Genomic DNA, 23,730 nt, shown 5'->3' on the forward strand with positions numbered 1-23,730 from the left:
CCCCTAACTACGACTTCTCGGGTCCACGATCTTTGCCACCACTCTCGCTCCGACGTTGATCATCCCAATCAACACAATCAGTGTCAGCGCGGCGCCCCACAACCGATCCGTGGAGACCTGATTGGCGCCCGCGCCGGCCGTCGTCTGGTAATACATCATTCCGGGCAGCGTCCCAACGAATCCGCTGAAGACGTCGAAGTTGATTGCACGGGAGTAGCCGACCAGGATCAGCAGCGGCGAGGTCTCGCCAAGTACGCGCGCCAATGCCAACAGGATGCCGGTCAGGATGCCGGACCGGCCGGTCGGCAGCACCACTCGGGTGATGGTCTTCCACTTCGTTATCCCGAGTGCGTAACTGGCCTCGCGAAGGTCGACCGGAACGATTCGCAACATCTCCTCGGTTGCGCGGGCGATCACCGGCAGCATCAATAACACCAGCGCCAGCGCGACCGCGAATTCCGAGCGGGGAAGACCCATCGCCGAAACCCACACCGAGTAGATGAACAGCGCGGCCACCATAGACGGAACCCCGGCCAGCACGTCCACCGTGAACGTGACCAGGCGCCCCAACGGACTGCTGCCGCCGTACTCCACCAGGTAGATCCCTACCAAGACACCGATCGGGATGGAGATCGCGGCACACATCAACCCAAGCAGCAAAGTGCCTACGATCGCGTGGTAAGCGCCGCCGCCGGGCTCCAGGGCCGTCGTACCCGCCTGCGAATGAGTCCACCAGACACTCGAACTCAGCGAGCGGAACCCGCGGGCCACCACCGAGCACAACACCCAGATCAAGGGCGTCAAGGCGATCAGCATCGCGAGCGTCACCAACACGGTCGCAACGGAGTCGGCAAGGCGACGCCGTCGGCTGATGCCCGAGATTCTGCGCCACTTCAGTGGGCGGTCCAAGATCGAAGTCATCCGCGCTTCCTACCGGCCCGGGTTCCGGCCACCACCGTGCGCGCCAGCGCGTTGACCACGAAGGTGAGCAGGAAAAGCACTAGGCCGGCGGCGATGTAGGCACCAGCCTTGTACGGATTGTCGAACTCGGGCGCCGCTGCGGCGATCTTGGTGGCGAAGGTGGAGCCGCCGTCGAACAGCGACCATCCGAACGCTTCCTGCGTACCGCGCAAGATGATCAGCAACGCCATGGTTTCGCCCAGTGCTCGGCCCAGGCCGAGGATCGCGCCGCTGACAAATCCGGACCGCCCGAAAGGGAGCACGGTCGTCTTGACCACTTCCCAGCGGGTGGCCCCGAGCGCCAACGCCGCTTCGACCTGCTCGTGCGGAGTTTGAACGAATACTTCGCGGGTGACGGCGGTGATGATCGGCAGGATCATCACCGCCAACACAATTCCGCCCGTGAATATGGTGCCGCCACCGGAGACCGAGGCGTTGCCGGTGGCGAACAGGTGATAGTCGCCCAAATGGACGTTCAGCCAGGTGGCGACGGGCCGCAGCTGCGGCGCCAGCACGTACAGTCCCCAGACGCCGAAGATGATCGACGGCACCGCGGCCAGCAGATCGACCAGGTAGGCCAGCGGCGCGCTCAGCCGCCGCGGCGCGTATTGGGTGAGAAAGATCGCCACCCCGAGCGCCACCGGCATCGCCACGACCAGGGCGAACATCGCCACCAGGACGGTGACCTGGAGCAGATCGGAGATCCCGAACCGCATCGCCGACGTATCAGCGGTGAACCAGTTTCCGCCGTAGGTAAAGAAGTTCACCCGGTTGCGCGCCAAGGCCGGTAGCGCGCTGGCCAATAGGAACGCGCCGATAGCCGCGATCAGCGCCACGATCAGCACACCGGCACCTTGCGACAGCCGACGGAAAAGCCGGTCGCCCAGGTGCGGCCGGGCGTCACCCCACGGGCTGATGGGTACGACCGGCGGTTCCGGATGCGGTACCGCGACGACTTCACCCGAACCCGCGTCGGCTGGGTGTGGTGTCGTCACTGCTGTCCCGTCGGTCCCGTTCTCCGCGGCTCGGCCGAGCCCCGATTGCCCACGTGCGCGCGCGCCCGGGTAAGCCGCGGCCGATAAGTCACTGCAATGCGTCGATCGCGGCAACCAGGCGCCCTTTGAGGGTATCCGGCAACGGCACATAACCGGCGGACGGAAGCGGCGTTTGACCTTGATCGACGGCGGTGGTGAGGAATGCTTTGATGGCTCCGGCGGTATCGGCGTCGTACCCCTTCGAACACACGATTTCGTAGGTGGCCATCACGAGCGGATACGCGCTCGGGTCCGGGTTGCCGTACATCGAGCTCAGCTCCAGCACGAGGTCGTTACCGGGGGCGGCGAAGGCGAGGGACTTGACGGCGTTGCGTGCCGTGCCGTCGGTGAGCGGCACCACACCGTTACCGTTGTCGATCTGCGCGAACGGCACACCGGCCCGGTCCGCGAAACCCTTCTCGACATATCCGATCGCTCCCGGGGTGGACTGCACCGCCTGGATCACCCCACCCGAGCGCTGCGCTCCTTCACCCACCCCGCCCTGAAACTCGGTGCCCACGCCCCTGGTCCAGCTCTGCGGGGCGGCGGCGGTCAGGTACTTCTGAAAATTATCGGTGGTCCCCGAGGAATCCTTGCGATAGATCGACGTGATTTTGATGTGCGGCAGCGCCACGCCCGGATTGAGCGCAAGCAGTATCGGGTCGTCCCACATTCGGATTCCACCGCTGAAGACCTTCGCCAGTGCGTCGGCGTCGAGGACCAGTTTCGCAACGCCATCCAGGTTGTACACCAACGCAATCGGGCCGAAAACCAACGGCAGGTCCCACGCGGGATTCCCGCCACAGCGATTGGCGGCCGGACCGAGCTGGGAGGCGACCAGCGGCGAATCCGACCCGGCGAAGTCGACGTGGCCGGCGATGAACTGCTCGCGACCGGCCCCTGACCCGGTCGCGTTGTACGCCACCTGCTTGCCCGGGCACAGCTTGCCCCACACCTGGTTGAACATCGCCATCGCGTTCTGCTGGGCGGTCGAACCCTCCGCGGTCACCGAGTTCTTGCCGCCGCATGAACCCGTCCCGGCGGCGCCACCGGAGTTTGACCCCGACCCGCTGCGGTTGTCGTCGCTCCCGCAGCCGGTCATGATCGCCCCACACACCGTCGTTGTCGCCAACAGAGCAGCCGTTGTCTTGACCACCGAACCCGGTTTCACCGACCTCACTTCCCGAACGCTTCTCGATGGATTGCGGGCGCACCAGCCCCTGCAACATTGCCAACCCCTCGAGCAAGTATGCGCGCCAGCGATGTTTAGCCGGTGTCCGCGGCATACGCGGTGTCGACGCTGTAGACCGTAAAACCCGTCTTCTCGTAGGTCCGCACTGCGGCGAGATTGTCGGACTCCACGTAGAGCAGCGCGGTCGGTTCGGGGTTTTCGGCCAGGCGCTGCGCCAGCGACGCCAGGCCGATTGCCGTCAAAGCTTGGCCCAGACCGCGGCCCTGCGCCGCGGGATCGACACCAAGAACGTAGACCTCACCGAGACCCGCGGGGTCGGGATGGATTTTGGTCCAGTGGAACCCCAGCAACCTGCCCTGCGTGCCTTCCTGGGGCTCGGAGAACGCCAGAAACAACCCGTCCGGATCGAACCACGCCGCGCTGCGCCGCTCGTCCAGCTCGCGTTCGGTCCAGCCGCCCTGCTCGGGATGGGAGGCGAACGCGGCGTTGTTGACCCGCAGCAGTTCGGCATCGTCGGACGGCCCGGCGTAGGTGCGGATCTGCACCCCCGGAACCCGCTCCGGGTCCCGCCGTTCGGCCCGCAGGGGGCGTCGCATTTGCAGCAGTTCCCGGACGGGGACCAAACCGAGCGTCGAGGCGGTGGCGCGGGCTGCCTCAAGGGTGCCGTGCGCCCAGAACTGGTTGTGTCCCTGGGATTTATCCAGCGCCGCGCGCGCCAGGGCGGTGCCGACGCCACGGCGCCGGGACTGCGGGTGCACCACCAGCTCCGCCATCGCGGGCGACGCGTCCCGGGCCGGGCTGAGGTTCAGATATCCGACAATGCCGCCGCCGGTATCCACGGCCAGCAGGTGGCCGGTGCGCCCATGCGGCAATTCTCGAAGAACCTGCTCGCCTACCGGCGCTACGCCATCGAATTTTGTTGCCGCACTGATCAATTCGCGAATAACCTGCTGCTCGTCGCCGGTTGGCGCCGAGCGCCAGTCCAGGGCCGTCACTGACTGCGGAGCTGGTCGGCCAGTGGGTCGGCTAGACCGTCGCCGCCATCGGGGTCGGATTCGGCATCGTCGGTCTCAGCGGCGGCCGTCCTGCCGCGGGCGGGCCGAACCGCCTTGTAACCGACGTTGCGCACCGTGCCGATCAGCGCTTCGTGCTCGGAACCAAGTTTGGCCCGCAGGCGGCGCACGTGCACGTCGACGGTGCGGGTGCCGCCGAAGAAGTCGTAGCCCCACACCTCGTGCAGCAACTGGGCGCGAGTGAACACTCGGCCGGCATGCTGCGCCAGGTACTTCAGCAGTTCGAACTCTTTGTAGGTGAGGTCCAGCGGACGGCCCCGCAGCCGGGCCGTGTAGGTGCCCTCGTCGATCACCAGCTCACCGAGGGTGACCTTGCCGACGCTTTCCTGATCCGCCAGCCCGCCGCGCCGACCGATGACCAGGCGCAGCCGGGCGTCGACCTCGGCCGGCCCGGTGGTGGGCAACAAAATTTCGTCCAGCCCCCAATCAGCGCTGACGGCGACCAGGCCGCCCTCGCTGACCACGGCCAGCACCGGCACCGAGCGGCCCGCCGTGCTCAACAACCGGCACAGACCGCGCGCTGCGGACAGGTCGTTGCGCGCGTCGACCAGCACGGCATCGGCGTTGCCCGCCTCCAGCAACGAAGACGCCTCCGCCGCTGCGGTCCGCACGGTGTGAGGGAGCAGCGACAGCGACGGCAGGACCGGGTCGGGGTACAGCTCCGAGGTCAGCAGTAGTAGCTCCAACAAGCCCCTCCAGCGTCGTGGGCAAGGCCTCCAGATTCATCGCGAAATATGACGTTAGCGGCCAGAACACCTAACGATAACTTGCAACCTGGCCCTTTGCCTTCCGACGCCGCCTGCGCACATGCGCCGCCGCCCGGGCTCAACCAGCGGATTCGGGCCGGCCACAGGTCCTGGTGCGGGGCGGGTCACCACGCGGGGCAGCGACTTTGCCGTCCCGGCTGCATCGCTGGCGCGCAGCCGGCTGTGACCAATGCAACACGGCCACCAACCGGTGTCACAATGTCCGGGTGCGCAAGGTCTTGCTCGGTGCAACCGGCATCGCGATCACGGTCGCAGTGGTCGCGCTGGGAGCCGTCGGCGTCGATTTCGGCGCAAGCATCTACGCCGAATATCGACTCTCCCGGACCGTGCGCGACGCCGCCGACCTCGGCTCTGACCCCTTCGTGGCCATCCTGAGTTTCCCATTCATTCCCCAGGCGCTGCGCCACCACTACAACGAGCTGGAGATCAAGGCCCACGCCGTCGAGCAGCCCAAAGTCGGTAAGGCCACCCTCGAGGCCACCATGCACTCCATCGGCCTGACCGACGCGTCCTGGCTGATCAGGCCCGACGCCAGGCTGCCGGTGGGCGAGCTGGAAAGCCGGATCATCATCGACTCGGTACACCTGGGCCGGTACCTGGGGGTCCCCGATCTGATGGTCGAGGCGCCCCCGCAAGAGTCCAACGACGCGACCGGCGGCACCACCGAATCCGGCATCTCGGGCAGCCATGGACTGGTTTTCAGTGGCACGCCGACCTCAGCGAAATTCGACCACCGAGTCAGCGTCTCGGTGGACCTGTCCATCGCCGCCGACGATCCGGCCACCCTGGTGATCACCCCCACCGGCGTGCTGCTCGGCCCCGAAACCGCCGACCAGCCCGTCCCAGACGACAAGCGGGACGCGGTGCTGCGCGCCTTCAGCAGCAGGTTGTCCCGTCAGAAGCTGCCGTTCGGGGTGGCACCGAACACCGTCGGCGCCCGAGGTTCCGACGTCATCATCGAAGGCATCACCCGTGACGTGGTGGTCAAGCTCGACGATTTCAAGCAGCAGTGATCGCCCGCCAACCGTCATTGGCCTGATCACCATGCCATTGGGTAAGCTTGCCGACGTGTCAACCCGCACCGAGCTTTCGCTCACCAAGTGCCGCACAGTCGAACTGTGCCGCACCGCGGGTTGTTGCTGTTGCTGTAGCTGCTGAGTAGCCGCGCCGATCTGCGCAGCACTCGGAACAGCCCGGAGCCCCCACCGCGGCATGTCTCCCACGCGCAACAGGCATATCTAGGAGTAGTCCGTGTCGAGCACCATTCCCACCCGAGTGCGTGGACGTCCGCGCCGACCGGTCAGGTAGTGCCCGAAAGTTCATCAGAAGAAATCGAAAGGATCCCCACCATGGCACGCTCCGACGTCCTGGTCTCCGCCGAATGGGCGGAGAACAATCTGGATGCCGCAGGCGTCGTCTTCGTCGAGGTCGACGAGGACACCAGCGCTTACGACGGCGGACACATCCCCGGCGCGGTCAAGCTGGACTGGCGAGACGACCTGCAAGACCCGATCAAGCGGGACTTCGTCGACACCGAGCAGTTCTCCAAGCTGCTGTCCGAACGCGGTATTTCCAACGACGACACCGTGATCCTCTACGGCGGTAACAACAACTGGTTCGCGGCGTACGCCTACTGGTACTTCAAGCTGTATGGCCACCAGGATGTCAAGCTGCTCGACGGCGGCCGCAAGAAGTGGGAGCTCGACGGCCGTCCCCTGTCGGCCGACCCGGTCAGCCGGCCGGCCACCTCCTACACCGCCGCGACACCGGATACATCGATCCGCGCCTTCCGCGACGACGTAATTGCCGCCATTGGCGTGAAGAATCTGGTCGACGTCCGCTCCCCTGACGAGTTCTCCGGCAAGATCTTGGCCCCGGCTCACCTGCCCCAGGAGCAGAGCCAACGGCCCGGCCACGTCCCGGGTGCCATCAACGTTCCGTGGAGCAAGGCGGCCAACGAGGACGGCACCTTCAAATCCGACCAGGAGCTGGCCAAGCTGTACGCCGACGCCGGCCTGGACGGCGCGAAGGAAACCATCGCCTACTGTCGAATCGGGGAACGTTCCTCGCACACCTGGTTCGTGCTGCAGGAACTACTGGGCCACGAGAACGTCAAGAACTACGACGGCAGTTGGACGGAATACGGCTCCCTGGTGGGTGCCCCGATCGAGTTGGGAAACTGACATGTGCTCTGCACCAAAGCAAGGACTGACGTTGCCAGCCAGCGTCGACCTGGAGAAGGAAACGGTGATCACCGGCCGCGTCGTGGACCGCGACGGGCAGGCGGTTCCAGGCGCTTTCGTGCGCTTGCTGGACTCCTCCGACGAGTTCACCGCCGAGGTAGTCGCCTCGGCCACCGGTGACTTCCGCTTCTTCGCCGCGCCGGGTGCGTGGACGCTGCGGGCCCTATCCAGGGTGGGCAACGGCGACGCCGCGGTGACACCGTCGGGCGCGGGCATCCACGAGGTGGACATCAAAATCGCCTGAGGGCAACGCGCAGAATAGACTCGTCCCGTGGTGCTGTTCTTCGAGATCATGCTGGTCCTGTCGACCGGGGTCATCTCCTGGTTTGCGTTGTATGCGCTGTACCGGTTGATCACCGACGAGTCGTGACGTCCACCGAAGGCGACGACGCTGCAGCCGACGTGCCGGGTTCGGGAGACCGGGCCGTCGCGGCCGCGGCCGAACGCGCCAAACTGACTGCCGCGCGCAACATCCCGGCGTTCGACGACCTGCCGATTCCGTCGGACACCGCGAATTTGCGCGAGGGCGCCAGTCTCAACGACGCATTGTTGGCGTTGTTGCCCCTGGTCGGGGTGTGGCGTGGTGAAGGCGAAGGCCGCGGCTCGCACGGCGACTACCGGTTCGGCCAGCAGATCGTCGTGTCCCACGACGGCGGCGACTACTTGAACTGGGAAGCCCGGTCCTGGCGGCTCGACGACGCCGGCGACTACAAAGAACCAGGCCTGCGCGAAACCGGCTTCTGGCGCTTCGTCAGCGACCCCGACGACCCGACCGAGTCCACCGCGATCGAGTTGCTGCTGGCCCATTCGGCCGGATACATCGAGTTGTTCTACGGCCGGCCCCTGACCCAGTCGTCATGGGAGCTGGCCACCGACGCCCTGGCCCGCAGCCGATCGGGCATGCTAGTCGGCGGCGCCAAGCGGCTGTACGGCATCGTCGAGGGCGGCGACCTCGGCTATGTCGAGGAGCGGGTGGACGCGGACGGCGCGCTGGTGCCGCACCTGTCGGCGCGGCTGTCCCGATTCGTCGGCTGACCGCCTGGATGCGTACCCGCAGGACGGCCCCACCCCAGGTGCGCTGGACAGTGTCCGGGATCGCCGTGCTGCTCATCGGCTATCTCGCCGCGGTAGCAGCCCGGCCCGTGATCCTGGAGGTGCTGCCGGGATGGCTGAGCTGGTTCGGCCGGCCGGGATCGATGGCGACCACCGCGATAGTGGTCGGCGTGCTGGTCACGGCCTGCGTGATGACCTTCCGGTCCAGCGCCAACCACCGCGTGGTGGGTGTTTCGTTCACTGTGATCGCAGCGCTGATCACGATGAGCGCGGTGCTGGGCCTCAGCGCGTACTGGGCCTGCCACGACACCAATCACCCGGCCCTCTTCACACCGTTGATGTTGACGGCCCAGCTGATCAAAGGCAGCAGCAGCGACTACTCACTCGCTGGGCACATCTGCCCGGACCCCACCCCGGTCGGGCTCGAATTGGCCCGGCTGGCAGCAGTTTCGGCGATCTTCACGGGCTTGGGCGGCGTGGTGGTCGGCGTGTTCCGGTCCCAGGTGGACCGGCTGCGGGCGAATCTCGCGGACTCCGTCACCGCGGTGGTAGGCATCGACGACGACACCGAGTCGATGGTCAGCGGTATCGCGCGAACGTTGGACCGGCGCAGCACCCTGGTCGTCATCTCCGGTGCCAGCGACGACCGGGTCAATCGGGTCCGCAGGCTGGGCGCACGGGTGGTGCTGGTGGACTTCAACACACCGTCCACCCTGGTCTCGCTGCGGCTGTGGCGCCACCTCGGGCGGCTGTACCTGATGGCACCCGACCCCGCCGTCAACCTGCTGTGGCTGGACCTGATCGGCCGGCGACTCGCCGAGGTCGCCGACAAGCGCCGGCTGCCGCTGATCGTGCGCATCGACGACCCCTGGCTCGCCGAAGCCTGGCGCGCCCAGCAGTTCGGCGGATCCGACACCCGATGGGCCGCCGATGTGGTGGGCAAGTACGAGGTGACCGCGGCTCGGCTACTCGACGGCATCATCGCGACAGGCCGGACCAAACGTGTGTTCGTCTGCGGCACTTCGCAATTGACCCTGGCGCTAAGCGCGGACCTCACCCGGCGCGTGCTGGAGCGCGACTTCTACACCCCGCCCGGAGCGTACCCGCTGCCCGCGCTGACGCTGGTCGAAAAGGATGCCGAAGAATACCTGCAGGATCACCAGTTCTACCGCAGGCAAGCGGGTTTCGCCTCGGACGGTCCGTCGATCGACGCGGTGGCCGAGGCCCCGACCATCCCCACCATGTTGCGACTACTGGCCGACACCGATCCGACCACCAGCGCGGTGATCCTGGTTGACGCCCACACCGCGACAACGGGTACCCGGCTGGCCGCCCGCTTCCCCGACATGCCCGTCTACACCTCGGATCTCAACACGAGCATCGACGACGACTCCATCCAGGTCGTCGGCATGCTGCAGTCCTACTCGCTGGTGCTGGACACCCGCGAAGGCCAGGTCCAGGATGCGTGGGAACGCGCGGCGCGGCTTATTCACGAGCGCTACGTGGCGACCATCGACCCCAGCTGGCCGCGCGGGCCCGCTGCGGTCCCGTGGATCGAACTCGACGAGTTCTACCGCGGCTCCAACCGCCGCCAGGTGCGCAACGCGTTGTGGATGGTCGAACAGATCGCCGGGCACACCTGGAACACTTGGGGCACACGGCCTGCGCAGCTGTCTGGCCAGCAGATGGCCGATTCGCCGCCACTGGAGCAGTTGGCGATGATGGGTTTCGACGAGTCCTCGGCGCTGGCCATGGCGCGGGCAGAGCACGAGGACTGGTGCCGCTACTACCGCCGCAACGGTTGGAAGTACGGCACGCCCCGCGACGACGGACGCAAGATTCACGACAAGCTGGTCGACTGGTCGGTGGTCGAAAGCAATCCCGACCTGCTCGGCGCCGCCGTGCGGAGTCTGGCTGCCACTCTGTGGAGCCTGCGTCAGCTGGGTTACCGATCGCGCCCGTTATGGCGGTCTTTCACCAGGGTCGGCACGGTTGCCGCCGAACAACACCATGAGCCGTGGACGTGGACGTCGGACTCGGGGCACGCCATGCATGCCGATGCCGGTGACTGGGAGGTCCGCTCCGACGGCAAGACGTGGTCGGTGCGCGACGACATTTTTCGCGCCACCTACGAACCGGCCGGCCCCAGGGCGCAAGGCGAGTGGCGGCGAAAGGGCCGGGTGCAAGCTCGTCCAGCCCAACCGGGTGAGACCGTCAACACTTTGGAAGGCCCCACCACCGCCGCCGACGGCGACTGGGTGGTGCGCGGCGCCGAGGGCGAGCAGTGGCCGGTCCCGGGTCCCGAATTCGCACTACGATATGCCGAGACCCGCCAACGCGCGGACGCGCCGGCCCGCGACGGGGATTGACCGCGCAACGCGTTCGGCCGACAGCCGCCGTGAGTTTGCCGGAAGCCGATTGCTGCGGGGCGCAAATGCGCTACGGTCGCAGGACGGTTTTGCCGTATTAACTTCCCCTTGCCCTCAATTGAGGAGACCGCTGTGGCCATCTTCATCAGCTACTCGAGCCAGGACAGAACGTCGCTCGACGCGCTGACGACCGCACTCAAGCGCGCTCAGCAGAAGGTTTGGTTCGACCAGGAGCTCGGCGGCGGCGACGCATGGTGGAACGCGATTCTCGAGCAGATCCGCTCCTGCGACGTGTTCATCGTCGCGCTATCCAACAATTGGCTGCAGTCCAAGCCGAGCCAGGCCGAGTTGCGCTACGCGCAGGCCCTGAACCGCCCCATCCTGCCTGTCCAGGTGGGCCCGGTCGACAGTGTGCGAGTCAATCCCGTTTCCGCCCTGCAGATCATCGACTACCAGAACCCGACCGTGGACGCCGGGATCCAGCTGGTCACCGCCATCCACGGGCTGTCCGGCAAGGAGTCCCCACTGCCGTCGCCCCTGCCCGAAGAGCCGCCGCTGCCATTTGGCTACATCATGCGATTGGGCAACACCCTCTCGGAAAAGGAACTCACGCCCCAGCAGCAGCTTCAGCTGCTGGTCGAGTTGCGGTCCGGGCTCGATGAAGACGGCAGCGACCCCAGTGCCCGCAGCGACATCGCCCAGCTGTTGCGGATGCTGCGGATGCGCCATGACGTCACGTACCGCACGCGCACCGAGATCGATAACGTGCTGGCCGAGATCGAGGCCAAGGATGGGTCGCCGGCGGGCCCGAAACCCCCCGCGCCGGGCGCCGCTGAGGCTGCCCCGCCACCCGCCGCCACGTCGGCCGCACCGACGCAACCGGCCATCGCCGCGACACCGGCGCGCCCAGCGACCGGTTCCGCCGGAGCCACAGCCAGCTCGGCTGGCGGATCGAACAAGCGGCTGCTCCTCATCGGTGGCGCCGCCTTGGCTGCCGTGGTTGTGCTGGCGCTGATCGTGGTCTTCGCAACCCAGGGCGGCGGCCGCAAACCGGCCGCCAAACCGGGTACGTCCAGCGCCGCGCTAGCTGCACCAGCGGGGGCGAGTGGGCAGAACTCCGACAAGCTGGATTCGTTTCTGCTCAACGCCGCCGAGATAGGCACCATAATCGGGGATCCGAACATGACGGTCACCGGGAAAACCGACCTGCTGCGCGCCACCCCGGGCACCCTGTCCAGTCCCGAGTGCTTCGGGGCGTACGAACCTTTACTGCGCGAGACGTACGAGGGCGCCGACGGCTTCGTGGGGGCGCGCGGTCAGGCGATTCAGACGCCCGGCGAGGACCCGCAGCACCGAACCTACGAGGCCGTCGCCGCATTCGGATCCGCGGAGAAGGCGCATGCGTTTGTGCAGGCGTCCGCGGACAAGTGGCGGGCCTGCGCGGAGCGCGCAGTGACCCTGACCACGCCAAAGCGCAGCTTTGACTGGACATTCGGGCGCCTCGAAGGCGAACCCCGGAACAGGATCTGGATGGAAAAGGTGGCGGCCGCCGGGGGCCGCAGCTGCCATCATGTGCTGAGCGCGCAGATAGACGTGGTTGTCGATGTGCTGGCCTGCGGTGCGGCCGCGGCCGCCAGCCCCGCGGGCAAGGTCGTCGACCAGATCGCCGCGAAGATCGAGCATTAACTGGTCGAGAAATGGAGCGGCCCCCGAGCCGTTCTCCGGTTGGACAGACCGAAGACTCGGGGGCCGGGTGGCTGCGGGAAATTCGCCAGCGCGCGTTTATCGCTGACCCTTCCGAGCCAATGCAGCTAGCGCGCAGCCACCTCACATGTCCATGAAGCTATCAATTTCGCGGACCACCTCCTTCCTTGTGTACGACCGACGCTACCGCGACTTCTGTCCGGCTACAACAGAATTAACGCCTCAGCGATCGCTGACGATTGCGGCATCGACCAATTCGGCGAAGCGGTCGGCGAACGGGGCCCGGGGCAATGGCCGACCGTCGAGGGTGTGCACGCGGGCCGCCAGTGTCATGCTCGATATGAGCCAAATACCTTGGGCGGCTACGAGATCCGAACGGCGCAGGGCGCGGTAGTCGCAGTCGTAGCCCTTGGCGCGAGCGACCTCGAAGAGCGCCTGCTGGGTGGTTCCGCGCAAAATTGGGAACCAGGGCGGCGGGGTGAGCAAGCACGGGTTGCCGTCGTCGCCTTCGGCGGCGATGACAACGGTCGAGCGCGGACCCTCCAGGACAAAGCCGTCGGTGCTTTCGAAGACGACGTCGCCCGCGCCGTGTCGGGCGGCGTGGCGCAACGCGGCCATGTTGACCGCGTAGGACAGTGTCTTGGCGCCGGCCAACAGCCACGGCATGGCGTCGACCCCCTTGGCCGGCAATCCGCGGTCCAGCGTGACGGCCGATACGCCGTCGCGGCGCACTGCTGCGACCCGGTCGGGAACCGGGCTGACTGTGACATAGCCGGTGGGCGCGCTCGGCGCGCTCTCGCGGCCTCGGCTGTAGATCAGCCGCATCGCGGCCTCGTCGGCGCTGCTCGAGGTCCATTGGCGGGTCGCCGCGTCGATGGCGCTGCGCCAGGCCGGAAGATCAGGTTCGGGCAATTCCATGAATGCGGCCGACTGGGTCAGCCGCTGCAGGTGCGACTCAATCAGGCACGCCCTGCCGTCGCGGATCAGCAGCGTCTCGAAAACTCCGTCCCCGCGGACGGCGGCCAGATCGTCCGCATGCAGCAGCGGCGTACCGGGATCCAGGATTTCACCGCCGAGCCTGACAACCACACCAGCCATGGAGTCAGAGCCTAACGACCCCTGCGTCAACCGTAGAGTTGATGCATATGAATCCCGTTCCCGCCCCCGACCCCGGACCCGACGCCGGCGCGGTCTGGCACTTCGGCGATCCGCTGGGCGAACAGCGGGCGGCCGAGACCGGAGCCGTCGTGGTGGACCGTTCGCATCGCGGCGTGCTCACCCTGACCGGCAACGATCGGCAAACCTGGCTGCACAACATCTCCACCCAACACGTCAGCGGCCTGCCCGAGGGGGCCAGTGCGCAGAACCTGAGCCTGGACGGCCAGGGCCGGGTCGAGGACCACTGGTTGCAGACCGAACTGGGCGGCACCACCTACCTGGACACCGAACCGTGGCGGGCCGAGCCGCTGCTCAATTACCTGCGCAAGATGGTGTTCTGGTCCGACGTCACGCCTTCGGCCGCCGACCTTGCGGTGCTCTCGCTGATCGGTCCGCAGCTGGCCGACCAGGCCGTACTCCAGGCGCTGGGCCTGGCTGCGCTGCCCAACGAATGGCACGCCGTCCCGCTGGCGGGTGGCGGCTTTGTGCGGCGGGTGGCTGGCCGCCCACCCGAACTCGACCTGCTGGTACCCCGCGAAGAAGCAGCCGAATGGCAGCGGCGCCTGTCCGCGGCGGGCGTACGACCGGCAGGCGTGTGGGCCTACGAGGCCCATCGGGTGGCGGCCCTGCGGCCGCGGTTGGGCCTGGACACTGACGAACGCACCATCCCCCACGAAGTGCGCTGGATCGGCGGGCCCGGCGAAGGAGCGGTGCACCTGGACAAGGGGTGCTACCGCGGCCAGGAAACCGTCGCGCGGGTGCACAACCTGGGCAAACCGCCGCGAATGCTCGTGTTGTTGCACCTCGACGGATCGGTGGACCGGCCGTCCACCGGCGATGCGGTGCTGGCCGGCGGCCGGGCCGTGGGTCGGCTTGGAACCGTGGTCGAGCACGTCGATCAGGGTCCGATTGCGCTGGCCCTGGTGAAGCGGGGCGTACCCGGCGACACCGAATTGGCGACCGGCGCCGACGGGGCGGTGGCGGCGGTGATCGACGCCGAATCCCTGCCACCGGCAGACGAGCTGGGCGCCGGACGGCTCGCGGTGGAGCGGCTGCGCGGCGGCGGCCGCTGATCCCGGGGCAGTCGGAGCCACCTGGCAGGGCGCGCCTACGTTCCGCCGCGCGGCACGGTAAGCTGTCGGCAGGACAATAACGACACTAAGAGATCGGAGCCGCCTACTTGTTAGGCCGCTCCGTTATTTCGCGAGGGGGTTCCCCCATGGGCCGCGGCCGGGCTAAGGCAAAGCAGACCAAGGTTGCTCGAGAACTGAAATACAGCTCCCCCCAGACCGACTTCCAACGGCTCCAGCGCGAGCTGTCCGGGACGAGCACCGACGAATCCAACGGTATGGACGGTGACGACTCATGGGAAGACGACGACTGGCGCCGCTAGCTCGCTGATCCCGACCGTGCCGATGCGCTCCCGCATCGGCACAGTGCTCTGGGTAGCTCTGCTAAGCCCGTTCAGAACCGCGGATGCTGCCCGACGAGTGTGGCCCGCGGGCCGTCCTTTCCACCCTTCCCGACAGTGCCCAGCACCCAGCAATTCAGGTGCCGCGCGGTAAGGATGGCCTGGGCCCGATCGGTGTCCTCGGGAGCGACGATGGCAATCATGCCGACGCCCATGTTGAACGTCTTTTCCATCTCCACCCGGGTGACCCGGCCACGCTGGGCGATCATGGCGAACACCGGCGCGGGTGTCCAGGTGCCGCGATCCACCTCGGCGACCAGCCCCGGCGGGATGACCCGAGCCAGGTTGCCGGCCAACCCGCCGCCGGTGACGTGGCAGAAGGTGCGGACCTGCGTCTCGGCGGCCAGCGCCAGACAGTCCTTGGCATAGATGATCGTGGGCTCGAGTAGTTCCTCACCCAGCGTGCGCCCGAATTCCTCCACGTAACCGGCCAGGTTCATCCGGTCGATGTCCAATAGCACGGCGCGGGCCATGGAGTATCCGTTGGAGTGCAGGCCCGAAGATTCCATACCGATGATGACGTCGCCGGGCTTGACCCGCTCCGGTCCCAGCACGTCGTCGGCCTCCACCACACCCACGCCGGTGGCAGAGATGTCGTAGTGGTCGGGTTCCATCAGGCCGGGGTGTTCGGCGGTCTCACCGCCCAACAGCGCGCAGCCGGCGCGTACACAACCGTCGGCGATGCCGCCGACGATCGCCGCGACCCGCTCCGGGACGGTACGGCCGACCGCGATGTAATCCTGCAGGAACAAGGGCTCGGCGCCGCACACGACGAGGTCGTCCACCACCATGGCCACCAAGTCGAGCCCGATGGTGTCGTGCTTGTCCATCGCCTGGGCGACCGCAAGCTTGGTGCCGACACCGTCGGTGGACGCCGCCAGCACCGGTTCGCGGTAATCACCGCGCAGCGCGAAAAGCCCGGCGAACCCGCCCAGCCCGCCACGTACCTCGGGTCTGGTGGCCTTGTTCGCCAGTGGTTTGAACAGGTCAACAGCGCGGTCACCGGCTTCAATGTCCACTCCGGCCAATGCGTAGGTGACGCCCTGGTTGCGTTCGGGATCCGTCATCGCGATAAAGGCTACCGCCCGGTGCGCACCGTCGGCATCAGTTATTGCCGGTTGCGCGGCGCGATCGGTCTCGTCAACGCCCGACGGGCACTTCTGGGTCGGCCAGATCGCCCAGGCCGGCGCCGCGTGCCGCATTGGCGAGCATCTGCTCGATGACGTTCTTGCCCAGCGCGCTCCCACTCGGCAGCTCGATCGGATAGGTGCCGTCGAAGCAGGCGGTGCACAGCCGCGAGGCGGGTTGCTCGGAGGCGGCGATCAACCCGCGCAGCGAGATGTACCCGAGCGTGTCGGCGTTGATCGCGTGCCGAACTGCCTCCAGCATCTCGCTTTGGTCCTCGACGGCGTTGGCGATCAATTCCGCCGGTGACGGGAAGTCGATGCCGTAGAAGCAGGGCCATTTCACCGGTGGTGAGGCGATCCGTACGTGAACTTCCACTGCACCCGCTTCGCGCAGCATGCGTACCAGCGCACGCTGGGTGTTCCCCCGCACAATCGAGTCGTCGACGACGATGAGCCGCTTACCGCGGATCACCTCTTTGAGCGGATTTAACTTGAGCCGGATACCGAGTTGGCGGATGGTCTGCGACGGCTGGATGAATGTACGACCGACGTAGGCGTTCTTCATCAGGCCCTGGCCGTACGGGATGCCAGACTCCTGTGCGTAGCCCACCGCGGCCGGGGTGCCGGACTCCGGCACGCCGATCACCAGGTCGGCGTCCACCGGGCACTCGCGTGCCAGCCGGCGGCCAATCGCCAGGCGCGCGCCGTGGATGGACCGTCCGGCGATGATGCTGTCGGGTCGGGCCAAGTAGACGTATTCGAAGATGCAGCCCTTGGGCGAGGGGTTGGCGAAGCGGGTGGACCGCACCCCGTCGGCGTCGATGGCCAGCAGTTCACCCGGCTCGATGTCCCGGACGAACGAGGCTCCGACGATGTCGAGCGCGGCGGTTTCGGATGCGACCACCCAGCCGCGGTCCAGCCGCCCCAGCGACAGCGGGCGCACGCCGTGCGGGTCGCGGCAGGCGTAGAGGGTGTTCTCGTCCATGAAAGTCAGGCAGAACGCGCCGCGCACGGTCGGCAGCAGTTCGAGCGCGGCTTGTTCCAGGCTGGAGTCGGCCGCGCCGTGAGCGAGCAGCGCGCCGAGGATGTCGGAGTCCGTCGTTGCCGGGGCCGGGTACCGTTTGTCCATCAGTCCCGCGTCCCGGGCCCGCGCGGCGAGTTCGGCGGCGTTCACGAGATTCCCGTTGTGGCCCAACGCAACCCCGGTTCCGGCTGCGGTGTTGCGAAATACTGGCTGGGCGTTCTCCCAGGTGGTGTCGCCGGTGGTGGAATACCGGCAGTGCCCGATGGCGACATGGCCGTCCATGGCCGCCAGCGTCTGCTCGTCGAATACCTGGCTGACCAGTCCGAGGTCCTTGAAGACCAGGACCTGAGACCCGTCGGCAACCGCGATCCCAGCGGCCTCCTGGCCCCGATGCTGCAACGCGTATAAGCCGTAGTAGGTGAGTTTGGCGACGTCTTCCCCGGGGGCCCAGACCCCGAATACGCCACATTCTTCACGAGGCGAACTGAAGTCCTGGTCGGGCTGCTGCGCGGTCACGGTTTGGCGGCTCCCTGGGGCGCGGTTGGTGACGTCTTCGGAGTCTACGGGCAGCACCGCCCGGCCGTGCAATCCAAACCGCGTGTCGAGCCGCGGCGCGCCGTACACGTGGGCACAAAACCTATGGTCAGTACCCCACCTGCAGCACTGGTAACCAGTGATCAATGTCACGCGATCGCGAGCCCGAGAGGGTTAGCGCGCCACTCGCGAGAGCCTCGTCGACGCTGATTAGCCCGGTGGCCAGCAACAACCACGTTCGGGGATCGGTCTCGACGACGTTGGGCGGCGTACCGCGGGTATGCCGGGGCCCCGATATGCATTGCACCGCGACGAACGGCGGCACCCGCACCTCCACGGTGGCGCCCGGCGCGGACGCCGCCAGAGTGCGAGCGGTCAACCGTACGGCCGCCCCGAGCGCATCCCGGTCCGGTCCCGGAATCGAATCGTCGCGCAGCCAATCCGCCAGGGCCGACACAGCTTGCCGGGTCTTCGCCGGATCGGTTCTATTGCGGGCCGCCATACCTTAGGGTCTCAGAGTCATGGAGCGTCGTCGCTCGGGCACGCGACCGCCATTCAAGGCCATCGGCTTGGCGGCACTGATGGTGCTGGTGTTCGTGCTCGGGTCGCTGTATTGGCAGTTCCGCGGGAACTTCACTCCGAAAGTCAAGCTGACGATGATCGCCCCCCGCGCGGGTCTGGTGCTGGACCCCGGCGCCAAGGTCACCTACAACGGGGTGCAGATCGGCCGGGTCTCCGACATCTCCGAGATCACCCACGACGACCGTCCGGCGGCGCAACTGGTGCTGGATATCTATCCGCGCTACATCCCGCAGATCCCGGCCAACGTGGCCGCGCAAATCACCGCGACCACGGTGTTCGGCAATAAGTACGTATCGCTGACTTCGCCGCAAACCCCGGCGCCGCAACACATCACACCGTCGACGGTGATCAACGCGACGCACGTAACCACCGAGTTCAACTCGCTGTTCCAGACCCTGACCGCGCTGTCCGAAAAGGTCGATCCGGTCAAGCTCAACCTGACGCTCAGCGCCGCCGGCCAGGCCCTGGCCGGGCTGGGCGACAAGTTCGGCGCCTCCCTGACTAACGGCAACGCGATATTGGACGATCTGAACCCACGAATGCCGCAGGCGCGCTTTGACATGCAGCGCCTGGCGGCGCTGGGTGACGTCTACGCCGACGCCGCACCCGACCTGGTGGAAGCGCTCAACCAGGCCGCGACGACCGCGCGCACCGTCGACCGCCAACGCGGCGCCCTGGATGCGGCGCTGCTGGCGGCCGCCGGGCTGGGCAACGACACGGCGCCTGTCTTCGAGCGGGCCGGGCCATACCTGGCCCGCGGCGCAGCCGACCTGGTCCCGACCGCACAACTGCTGGACGAATACAGCCCCGAAATCTTCTGCACGCTACGCAACTACGACCAGGTTGCGCCACGGATCCACAATGCACTGGGGTTCAACGGCTACGCGCTGGGGGCAACCTCGGCGGGCGCCGTCTCCGGCGCCCCAAACCCTTACATCTATCCGGACAACCTGCCCCGGATCAACGCCCACGGCGGGCCGGGTGGCAAACCGGGATGTTGGCAGACCATCACCCGCGACTTGTGGCCGGCGCCGCTGTTGGTGATGGATGTGGGCGCCAGCCTGGCGCCCTACAACCACTTCGAGATCCCTTCGCCCTTCGTTATCGATTACGTGTGGGGCCGCCAGGTCGGCGATCCCACCATCAACCCCTGAGCGTCGTTGCGCTTCCGCCGCTGGACGGCCACCGCGGCAACCGCTCCGGACTCGTTGACGGCCAGGTGCGCCAGGATCGGCGCCGCCAGGCTGCCGCTTCGGTCCGCCAGCCAGCCGAACACCCAGCCCGCCAGGGCGGTGACCGCCGCAACCGGCACCGCCGGCTGGCCCGCTGCCCGGGCGTCAGCGACGTGCGACAAGCCAAATGCACTGGCCTGCAATAGCCTTCCCCCGACGTCCCCGAATGCCCGGGCCGCCGTGACGCCCAACGCGGCGCGGAAGGCGGCCTCCTCGGCCCACACCGTGCCGACCGGAATGTGCAGCCCGAGCCAGCCCCGTACCGACGGAGGCAACTCGCGTGCGGCCATCGAGAGCCGTACTGCGGGCACCGGTGTGGCAGTGCCGATCGCCACCGATGCGACGGCGGCGGCCAGCGATCCGGACCGCAATCCCGCCCACAGCTGCGGCGGCCGCAGACCCAGCGGGGCTCGCGCCATCAACGCCAGCAGCCCACCGGCGACCGCCTGCACCGGGGTCCGCCAGGTGGCGGGAACCCGGGGAACGACGAAGCTCCAGCCGACCAGCCCGGCCGCTAAAGCCAGTGCGCGCAACCTCAACCGAACAATCGTGGCAGCACCGCCTCGGACGTCTCGCGCAGTTCTGCCAGCGAAACGGTGAACAGTCCCTGCACCTCGATCTGGTCCGACGCCTGGTCCACGACTCCGATGCGCGCCGCGGGCAGCCCGCGCGCCTCACACATCGAGCGGAACCGGCTCTCCTCGGTGCGCGGGACGGCGACCAGCACCCGGCCGGCCGACTCGGAGAACAGCGTAACGAAGGCATCGGCACCTTCGGGAAGTACTATGCGGCAACCGGTTTCACCGGCGAGCGCCGCTTCCACGACGGCTTGGGCCAGTCCGCCCTCGGACAGGTCGTGGGCGGCGGTGATCAACCCGTCCCGAGACCCGGCGCGCAGTACCTCGGCCAACAACTTTTCGCGCGCCAAGTCCACCGCGGGCGGCCGCCCGCCCAAGTGATCGGCGCTGACCTGTGCCCAGATGGATCCGTCGAATTCGTCACGGGTGTCGCCGAGCAGCAGCAGCGATTCGCCGGGCTCGGTACCTAACGCGGTGGGAACACGCCGGCCGACGTCGTCCAGTACACCGAGTACACCGACCACCGGGGTCGGCAGGATCGCCGAAGAACCGGTCTGGTTGTAGAAGCTGACGTTACCACCGGTGACCGGAATCCCAAGGGTCGCACAGCCATCGGCTAGTCCGCGTACCGCCCGAGCGAACTGCCACATCACACCCGGGTCCTCGGGCGAGCCGAAGTTGAGGCAGTTGGTCACCGCAACCGGGGTTGCGCCGGTGACGGCGACGTTGCGGTAAGCCTCGGCCAGCGCCAATTGGGCGCCAGCGTAGGGGTCGAGTTGGGTGTAACGCCCGGAAGCGTCGGTGGAGAGCGCGATGCCGCGGCCGGTCGCCTCGTCGATGCGCAGCACCCCGCCGTCGGCATGCTCGGCCAGCACCGTGTTGCCGCGCACGTATCGGTCATACTGTTCGGTGATGAATGCCCGGCTGCACAAATGCGGGCTGCCAAGCAGCGCAAGCAAAGTCGCCCGCAGTTCGGCGCCGGTGGCCGGGCGGGGCAGGGTGGCCGAAGTGTCGGCGTTGAGCGCGTCCTGGGTATCCGGGCGGGCCACCGGCCGCTGGTACACCGGACCCTCGTGGGCCACCGTGCGCGGCGGCACGTCCACCACCGTCGCACCGTGCCAGGTGATGCGCAATCGGTCGCCGTCGGTGACCTCGCCGATCACCGTGGCCAGCACCTCCCACTTGCGGCACACCGCCAGGAACGCGTCCACGTTCTCCGGCGTCACCACCGCGCACATCCGTTCCTGGGACTCACTGCACAAGATCTCGGCGGGCGTCATCTCCTTGGCCCGCAGCGGAACGGCATCCAGGTCGATCGCCATGCCGCCGTCGCCCGCGGAGGCCAATTCCGATGTTGCACAAGACAATCCGGCGCCGCCCAGATCCTGGATCCCTACCACGAGCTTGCCGGCGTAGAGCTCAAGGCAGCATTCGATTAGGACTTTCTCCATGAAGGGGTCACCGACCTGCACTGAGGGCAGCTTCTTGCGCGAGTTCTCGGCGTCGAATGTGTCCGAGGCCAGCACAGACACCCCGCCGATGCCGTCCAGACCGGTGCGCGCCCCGAACAGGATGATCTTGTTCCCGGTTCCAGAGGCGAACGCCAGGTGCAGGTCCTCCTGGCGTAATACGCCGACGCACAACGCATTCACCAACGGGTTGCCCGCGTAGCACTCGTCGAAGACGGTCTCGCCGCCGATGTTGGGCAGGCCCAGCGAGTTGCCGTAGCCGCCCACGCCGCGGACTACACCGTCGAGCACGCGGCGGGTGTCGGGCGCGTCGGCGGCGCCGAACCGCAGTTGGTCCATCACCGCCACCGGCCGCGCGCCCATTGCCATGATGTCGCGCACGATGCCGCCGACGCCGGTAGCCGCACCCTGATACGGCTCCACATACGACGGGTGATTATGCGACTCCACCTTGAAGGTGACCGCCCATCCGTCACCGATGTCGACGACGCCGGCGTTTTCGCCGATACCGGCCAGCATCCCGGTGCGCATCTCTTCGCTGGTGGTCTCGCCGAAGTAGCGCAGGTGCACCTTCGAGGACTTGTACGAACAGTGCTCGCTCCACATCACCGAGTACATGGCCAACTCGGTGTCGGTGGGCCGACGCCCCAAGATCTCGCGGATCCGCTGATATTCGTCCTCTTTGAGGCCCAGCTCGTGAAACGGTTGCGGATAGTCGGGAGTGGTTGCGGCGTGTTCGACGGTATCGATCGTGGGAGTGCGCGCGCCTGTCACGACGACAGTCTAGAGTCCAGCCCGCCCCGCCCGCCGCGTGTGAGCTGCCGCCATCTGCACCTCGAGTGCCCACGGCCCGGGGATGCGCGGTTATCCCGGTGTGAGAAACGCCCGCAGCGCCGCGGCGTACCGCGGAACGTCGTGGGCGCCCATCAACTCGCGCGCCGAGTGCATGGCGAGTTGGGCAGCTCCGACGTCGACGGTCGGGATCCCGGTCCGGGCCGACGCCATCGGCCCGATTGTCGACCCGCACGGCAGGTCGGCGCGGTGTTCGTAACGCTGCAGAGACACTCCGGCCTGCTCACAGGCCAGCGCGAAAGCCGCGGCCGTGCGACCGTCGGTGGCATACCGCAGATTCGGGTGCACCTTGAGCACCGGTCCCTGGTTGACCTCGATCCAGTGGCCCGGCTCGTGCCGCTCCGGGTAGTTGGGGTGGGTGGCGTGCGCCATGTCCGCCGAGGCCAGCAGCGACGCGGGCAGCAGCCGCAGGTAGTCCTCGCGGCCGCCGCCAGCGGTCAGCACGATGCGCTCCAAGACCGTGGTCAGCAGGTTGGACTGCGCGCCATGGTCGGAAGTCGAGCCAACCTCCTCGTGGTCGAACAGCGCCAGCACTGGTAGGAAATCGCCCGGCTCGGCGGCCAGCAGCGCCTCCAGTCCGGCGTAGCAGCTGGCCTGGTTGTCCAACCGCGGGGCGCTGAGCAGGCTGGCGTCCGCACCGATCACCGCCGACGGGGTCAGGTCGTGTGTCATCAAGTCGGCGGCCAACACGTCGGCCGCGGCGACACCCGCGCGCCCGGCGACGTAATCGATAAACGACCCCTCCCCCACGCCCCAAATCGCGTTGAGATGGCGCTGCGGATCCAGCGTCAGCGACTTGCGGTCGTCGGCCAGGTGGATAGCCAACTGCGGCACCCGCAGGATCGGCTCGTCAATCCGCACCAGCCGATGGCTGACAGCGCTGCCTTCGCGCACCGACAATCGCCCGCTGATGCCCAGGTCGCGGTCCAGCCAGGAGTTCAGCCAAGCACCGCCGTAGGGTTCCAGCGCCACCACCCGCCAGCCGGCGACCACGCGATCCGGGTGCTGCTTTACGCGCAAATTGGGACTGTCGGTGTGCGCGCCGACAATGCGGAACGGTGTGCCCGCCACCCCGCCATGCCAGGCGACCAGCGATCCGGCGCGTACCACGAAATAGCGGCCCGGTTCAGCGGGCCAGCGATCGAGCTCGCGAAGTTCGGTGTAGCCGGCCTCGAGCAGCCGCACCGCGACCGTCGCACAGGCGTGAAACGGCGACGGGGACGCGTCGATGAATTCACCCAACCCGGGCGCGGTGGCCACCATGCACCCAGGTTAGGCACCGCGTCGCGTACCGGGGCGTTAGGGTCG

The 23,730-nt window shown here is 67.4% G+C and carries 21 protein-coding genes; 9 read left to right on the forward strand and 12 right to left on the reverse strand.

Going from position 1 to position 23,730, the window contains the following annotated elements:
- Positions 1–3: 3 nt before the first annotated feature.
- The 5 genes from pstA to H0P51_RS24855 form a co-directional block, all read right to left on the reverse strand.
- Positions 4–921, reverse strand: coding sequence for a phosphate ABC transporter permease PstA (gene pstA, locus H0P51_RS24835; RefSeq protein WP_180915459.1), 918 nt, complete (start codon positions 919–921; stop codon positions 4–6).
- Positions 918–1,955, reverse strand: coding sequence for a phosphate ABC transporter permease subunit PstC (pstC, locus tag H0P51_RS24840; protein WP_246398211.1), 1,038 nt, complete (start codon positions 1,953–1,955; stop codon positions 918–920). The genes pstA and pstC overlap by 4 nt, the downstream gene beginning before the upstream one ends.
- Positions 1,956–2,043: 88 nt before the next feature.
- Positions 2,044–3,096: a phosphate ABC transporter substrate-binding protein PstS gene (gene pstS, locus H0P51_RS24845; RefSeq protein ID WP_180919216.1), complete on the reverse strand. Its 1,053-nt coding sequence runs from the start codon at positions 3,094–3,096 to the stop codon at positions 2,044–2,046.
- A gap of 164 nt (positions 3,097–3,260) precedes the next feature.
- Positions 3,261–4,181: a mycothiol synthase gene (gene mshD / locus H0P51_RS24850; RefSeq protein ID WP_180915461.1), complete on the reverse strand. Its 921-nt coding sequence runs from the start codon at positions 4,179–4,181 to the stop codon at positions 3,261–3,263.
- On the reverse strand, positions 4,178–4,948 hold the full coding sequence (locus H0P51_RS24855) for a winged helix-turn-helix transcriptional regulator (RefSeq protein ID WP_180915462.1): 771 nt from the start codon (positions 4,946–4,948) through the stop codon (positions 4,178–4,180). The genes mshD and H0P51_RS24855 overlap by 4 nt, the downstream gene beginning before the upstream one ends.
- A 284-nt stretch (positions 4,949–5,232) precedes the next feature.
- On the opposite strand from H0P51_RS24855, the gene lmeA reads away from it, so the two are divergent.
- The 6 genes from lmeA (at position 5,233) to H0P51_RS24885 (ending at position 12,377) form a co-directional block, all read left to right on the forward strand.
- The gene (gene lmeA / locus H0P51_RS24860; RefSeq protein ID WP_180915463.1) at positions 5,233–6,039 is read left to right on the forward strand and encodes a mannan chain length control protein LmeA; all 807 of its coding nucleotides are present in this window, start codon (positions 5,233–5,235) and stop codon (positions 6,037–6,039) included.
- A gap of 336 nt (positions 6,040–6,375) precedes the next feature.
- Positions 6,376–7,209, forward strand: a complete 834-nt coding sequence (locus H0P51_RS24865) for a sulfurtransferase (protein ID WP_180915464.1) — start codon at positions 6,376–6,378, stop codon at positions 7,207–7,209.
- A 1-nt stretch (position 7,210) separates the two neighbouring features.
- A complete protein-coding gene (locus H0P51_RS24870) occupies positions 7,211–7,513 on the forward strand; it encodes a DUF1416 domain-containing protein (protein ID WP_180915465.1) in 303 nt (100 codons plus the stop codon).
- 122 nt (positions 7,514–7,635) lie between these two features.
- A complete protein-coding gene (locus tag H0P51_RS24875) occupies positions 7,636–8,304 on the forward strand; it encodes a heme-binding beta-barrel domain-containing protein (RefSeq protein WP_180915466.1) in 669 nt (222 codons plus the stop codon).
- A 50-nt stretch (positions 8,305–8,354) separates the two neighbouring features.
- A complete protein-coding gene (locus H0P51_RS24880; protein WP_246398213.1) occupies positions 8,355–10,691 on the forward strand; it encodes a hypothetical protein in 2,337 nt (778 codons plus the stop codon).
- A 132-nt stretch (positions 10,692–10,823) separates the two neighbouring features.
- Complete coding sequence (locus H0P51_RS24885; RefSeq protein WP_180915468.1) at positions 10,824–12,377, forward strand: sensor domain-containing protein; 1,554 nt, start codon at positions 10,824–10,826, stop codon at positions 12,375–12,377.
- A gap of 240 nt (positions 12,378–12,617) precedes the next feature.
- Here H0P51_RS24885 and H0P51_RS24890 read toward each other — a convergent pair whose 3' ends face one another.
- Complete coding sequence (locus H0P51_RS24890) at positions 12,618–13,484, reverse strand: aminodeoxychorismate lyase (protein ID WP_180919217.1); 867 nt, start codon at positions 13,482–13,484, stop codon at positions 12,618–12,620.
- A gap of 56 nt (positions 13,485–13,540) precedes the next feature.
- Here H0P51_RS24890 and ygfZ point away from each other — a divergent pair, with 56 nt between their 5' ends.
- Positions 13,541–14,626: a CAF17-like 4Fe-4S cluster assembly/insertion protein YgfZ gene (gene ygfZ / locus H0P51_RS24895; RefSeq protein ID WP_180915469.1), complete on the forward strand. Its 1,086-nt coding sequence runs from the start codon at positions 13,541–13,543 to the stop codon at positions 14,624–14,626.
- Between the two features lie 146 nt (positions 14,627–14,772).
- Positions 14,773–14,946, forward strand: a complete 174-nt coding sequence (locus tag H0P51_RS24900) for a DUF3073 domain-containing protein (protein WP_180915470.1) — start codon at positions 14,773–14,775, stop codon at positions 14,944–14,946.
- A gap of 71 nt (positions 14,947–15,017) precedes the next feature.
- Here the strand turns inward: H0P51_RS24900 and purM are convergent, their stop codons facing one another.
- The 3 genes from purM to H0P51_RS24915 form a co-directional block, all read right to left on the reverse strand.
- Entirely contained in the window at positions 15,018–16,091 is a 1,074-nt protein-coding gene (purM, locus tag H0P51_RS24905) for a phosphoribosylformylglycinamidine cyclo-ligase (RefSeq protein WP_180915471.1), read from the reverse strand.
- 73 nt (positions 16,092–16,164) lie between these two features.
- Positions 16,165–17,691: an amidophosphoribosyltransferase gene (gene purF / locus H0P51_RS24910; protein WP_180919218.1), complete on the reverse strand. Its 1,527-nt coding sequence runs from the start codon at positions 17,689–17,691 to the stop codon at positions 16,165–16,167.
- Between the two features lie 127 nt (positions 17,692–17,818).
- Positions 17,819–18,211 carry a sterol carrier family protein gene (locus H0P51_RS24915; protein ID WP_180915472.1) on the reverse strand — a complete coding sequence of 131 codons (393 nt, stop codon included), beginning with the start codon at positions 18,209–18,211 and terminating at the stop codon, positions 17,819–17,821.
- Positions 18,212–18,230: 19 nt separating this feature from the next.
- Here H0P51_RS24915 and H0P51_RS24920 point away from each other — a divergent pair, with 19 nt between their 5' ends.
- On the forward strand, positions 18,231–19,445 hold the full coding sequence (locus H0P51_RS24920) for an MCE family protein (RefSeq protein ID WP_180915473.1): 1,215 nt from the start codon (positions 18,231–18,233) through the stop codon (positions 19,443–19,445).
- On the opposite strand, the gene H0P51_RS24925 is transcribed toward H0P51_RS24920, so the two are convergent.
- From H0P51_RS24925 to H0P51_RS24935, 3 genes are all read right to left on the reverse strand, one after another.
- Positions 19,400–20,062: an Rv0804 family intramembrane glutamic endopeptidase gene (locus H0P51_RS24925; protein WP_246398215.1), complete on the reverse strand. Its 663-nt coding sequence runs from the start codon at positions 20,060–20,062 to the stop codon at positions 19,400–19,402. The two genes, H0P51_RS24920 and H0P51_RS24925, sit on opposite strands and share 46 nt — an antisense overlap.
- Positions 20,059–22,320 carry a phosphoribosylformylglycinamidine synthase subunit PurL gene (gene purL / locus H0P51_RS24930; RefSeq protein WP_180919219.1) on the reverse strand — a complete coding sequence of 754 codons (2,262 nt, stop codon included), beginning with the start codon at positions 22,318–22,320 and terminating at the stop codon, positions 20,059–20,061. The genes H0P51_RS24925 and purL overlap by 4 nt, the downstream gene beginning before the upstream one ends.
- Positions 22,321–22,434: 114 nt before the next feature.
- On the reverse strand, positions 22,435–23,685 hold the full coding sequence (locus tag H0P51_RS24935) for a M18 family aminopeptidase (protein WP_180915474.1): 1,251 nt from the start codon (positions 23,683–23,685) through the stop codon (positions 22,435–22,437).
- Between the last annotated feature and the right edge of the window lie 45 nt (positions 23,686–23,730).

Source organism: Mycobacterium vicinigordonae, from assembly GCF_013466425.1.
GTDB classification, from domain to species: domain Bacteria; phylum Actinomycetota; class Actinomycetes; order Mycobacteriales; family Mycobacteriaceae; genus Mycobacterium; species Mycobacterium vicinigordonae.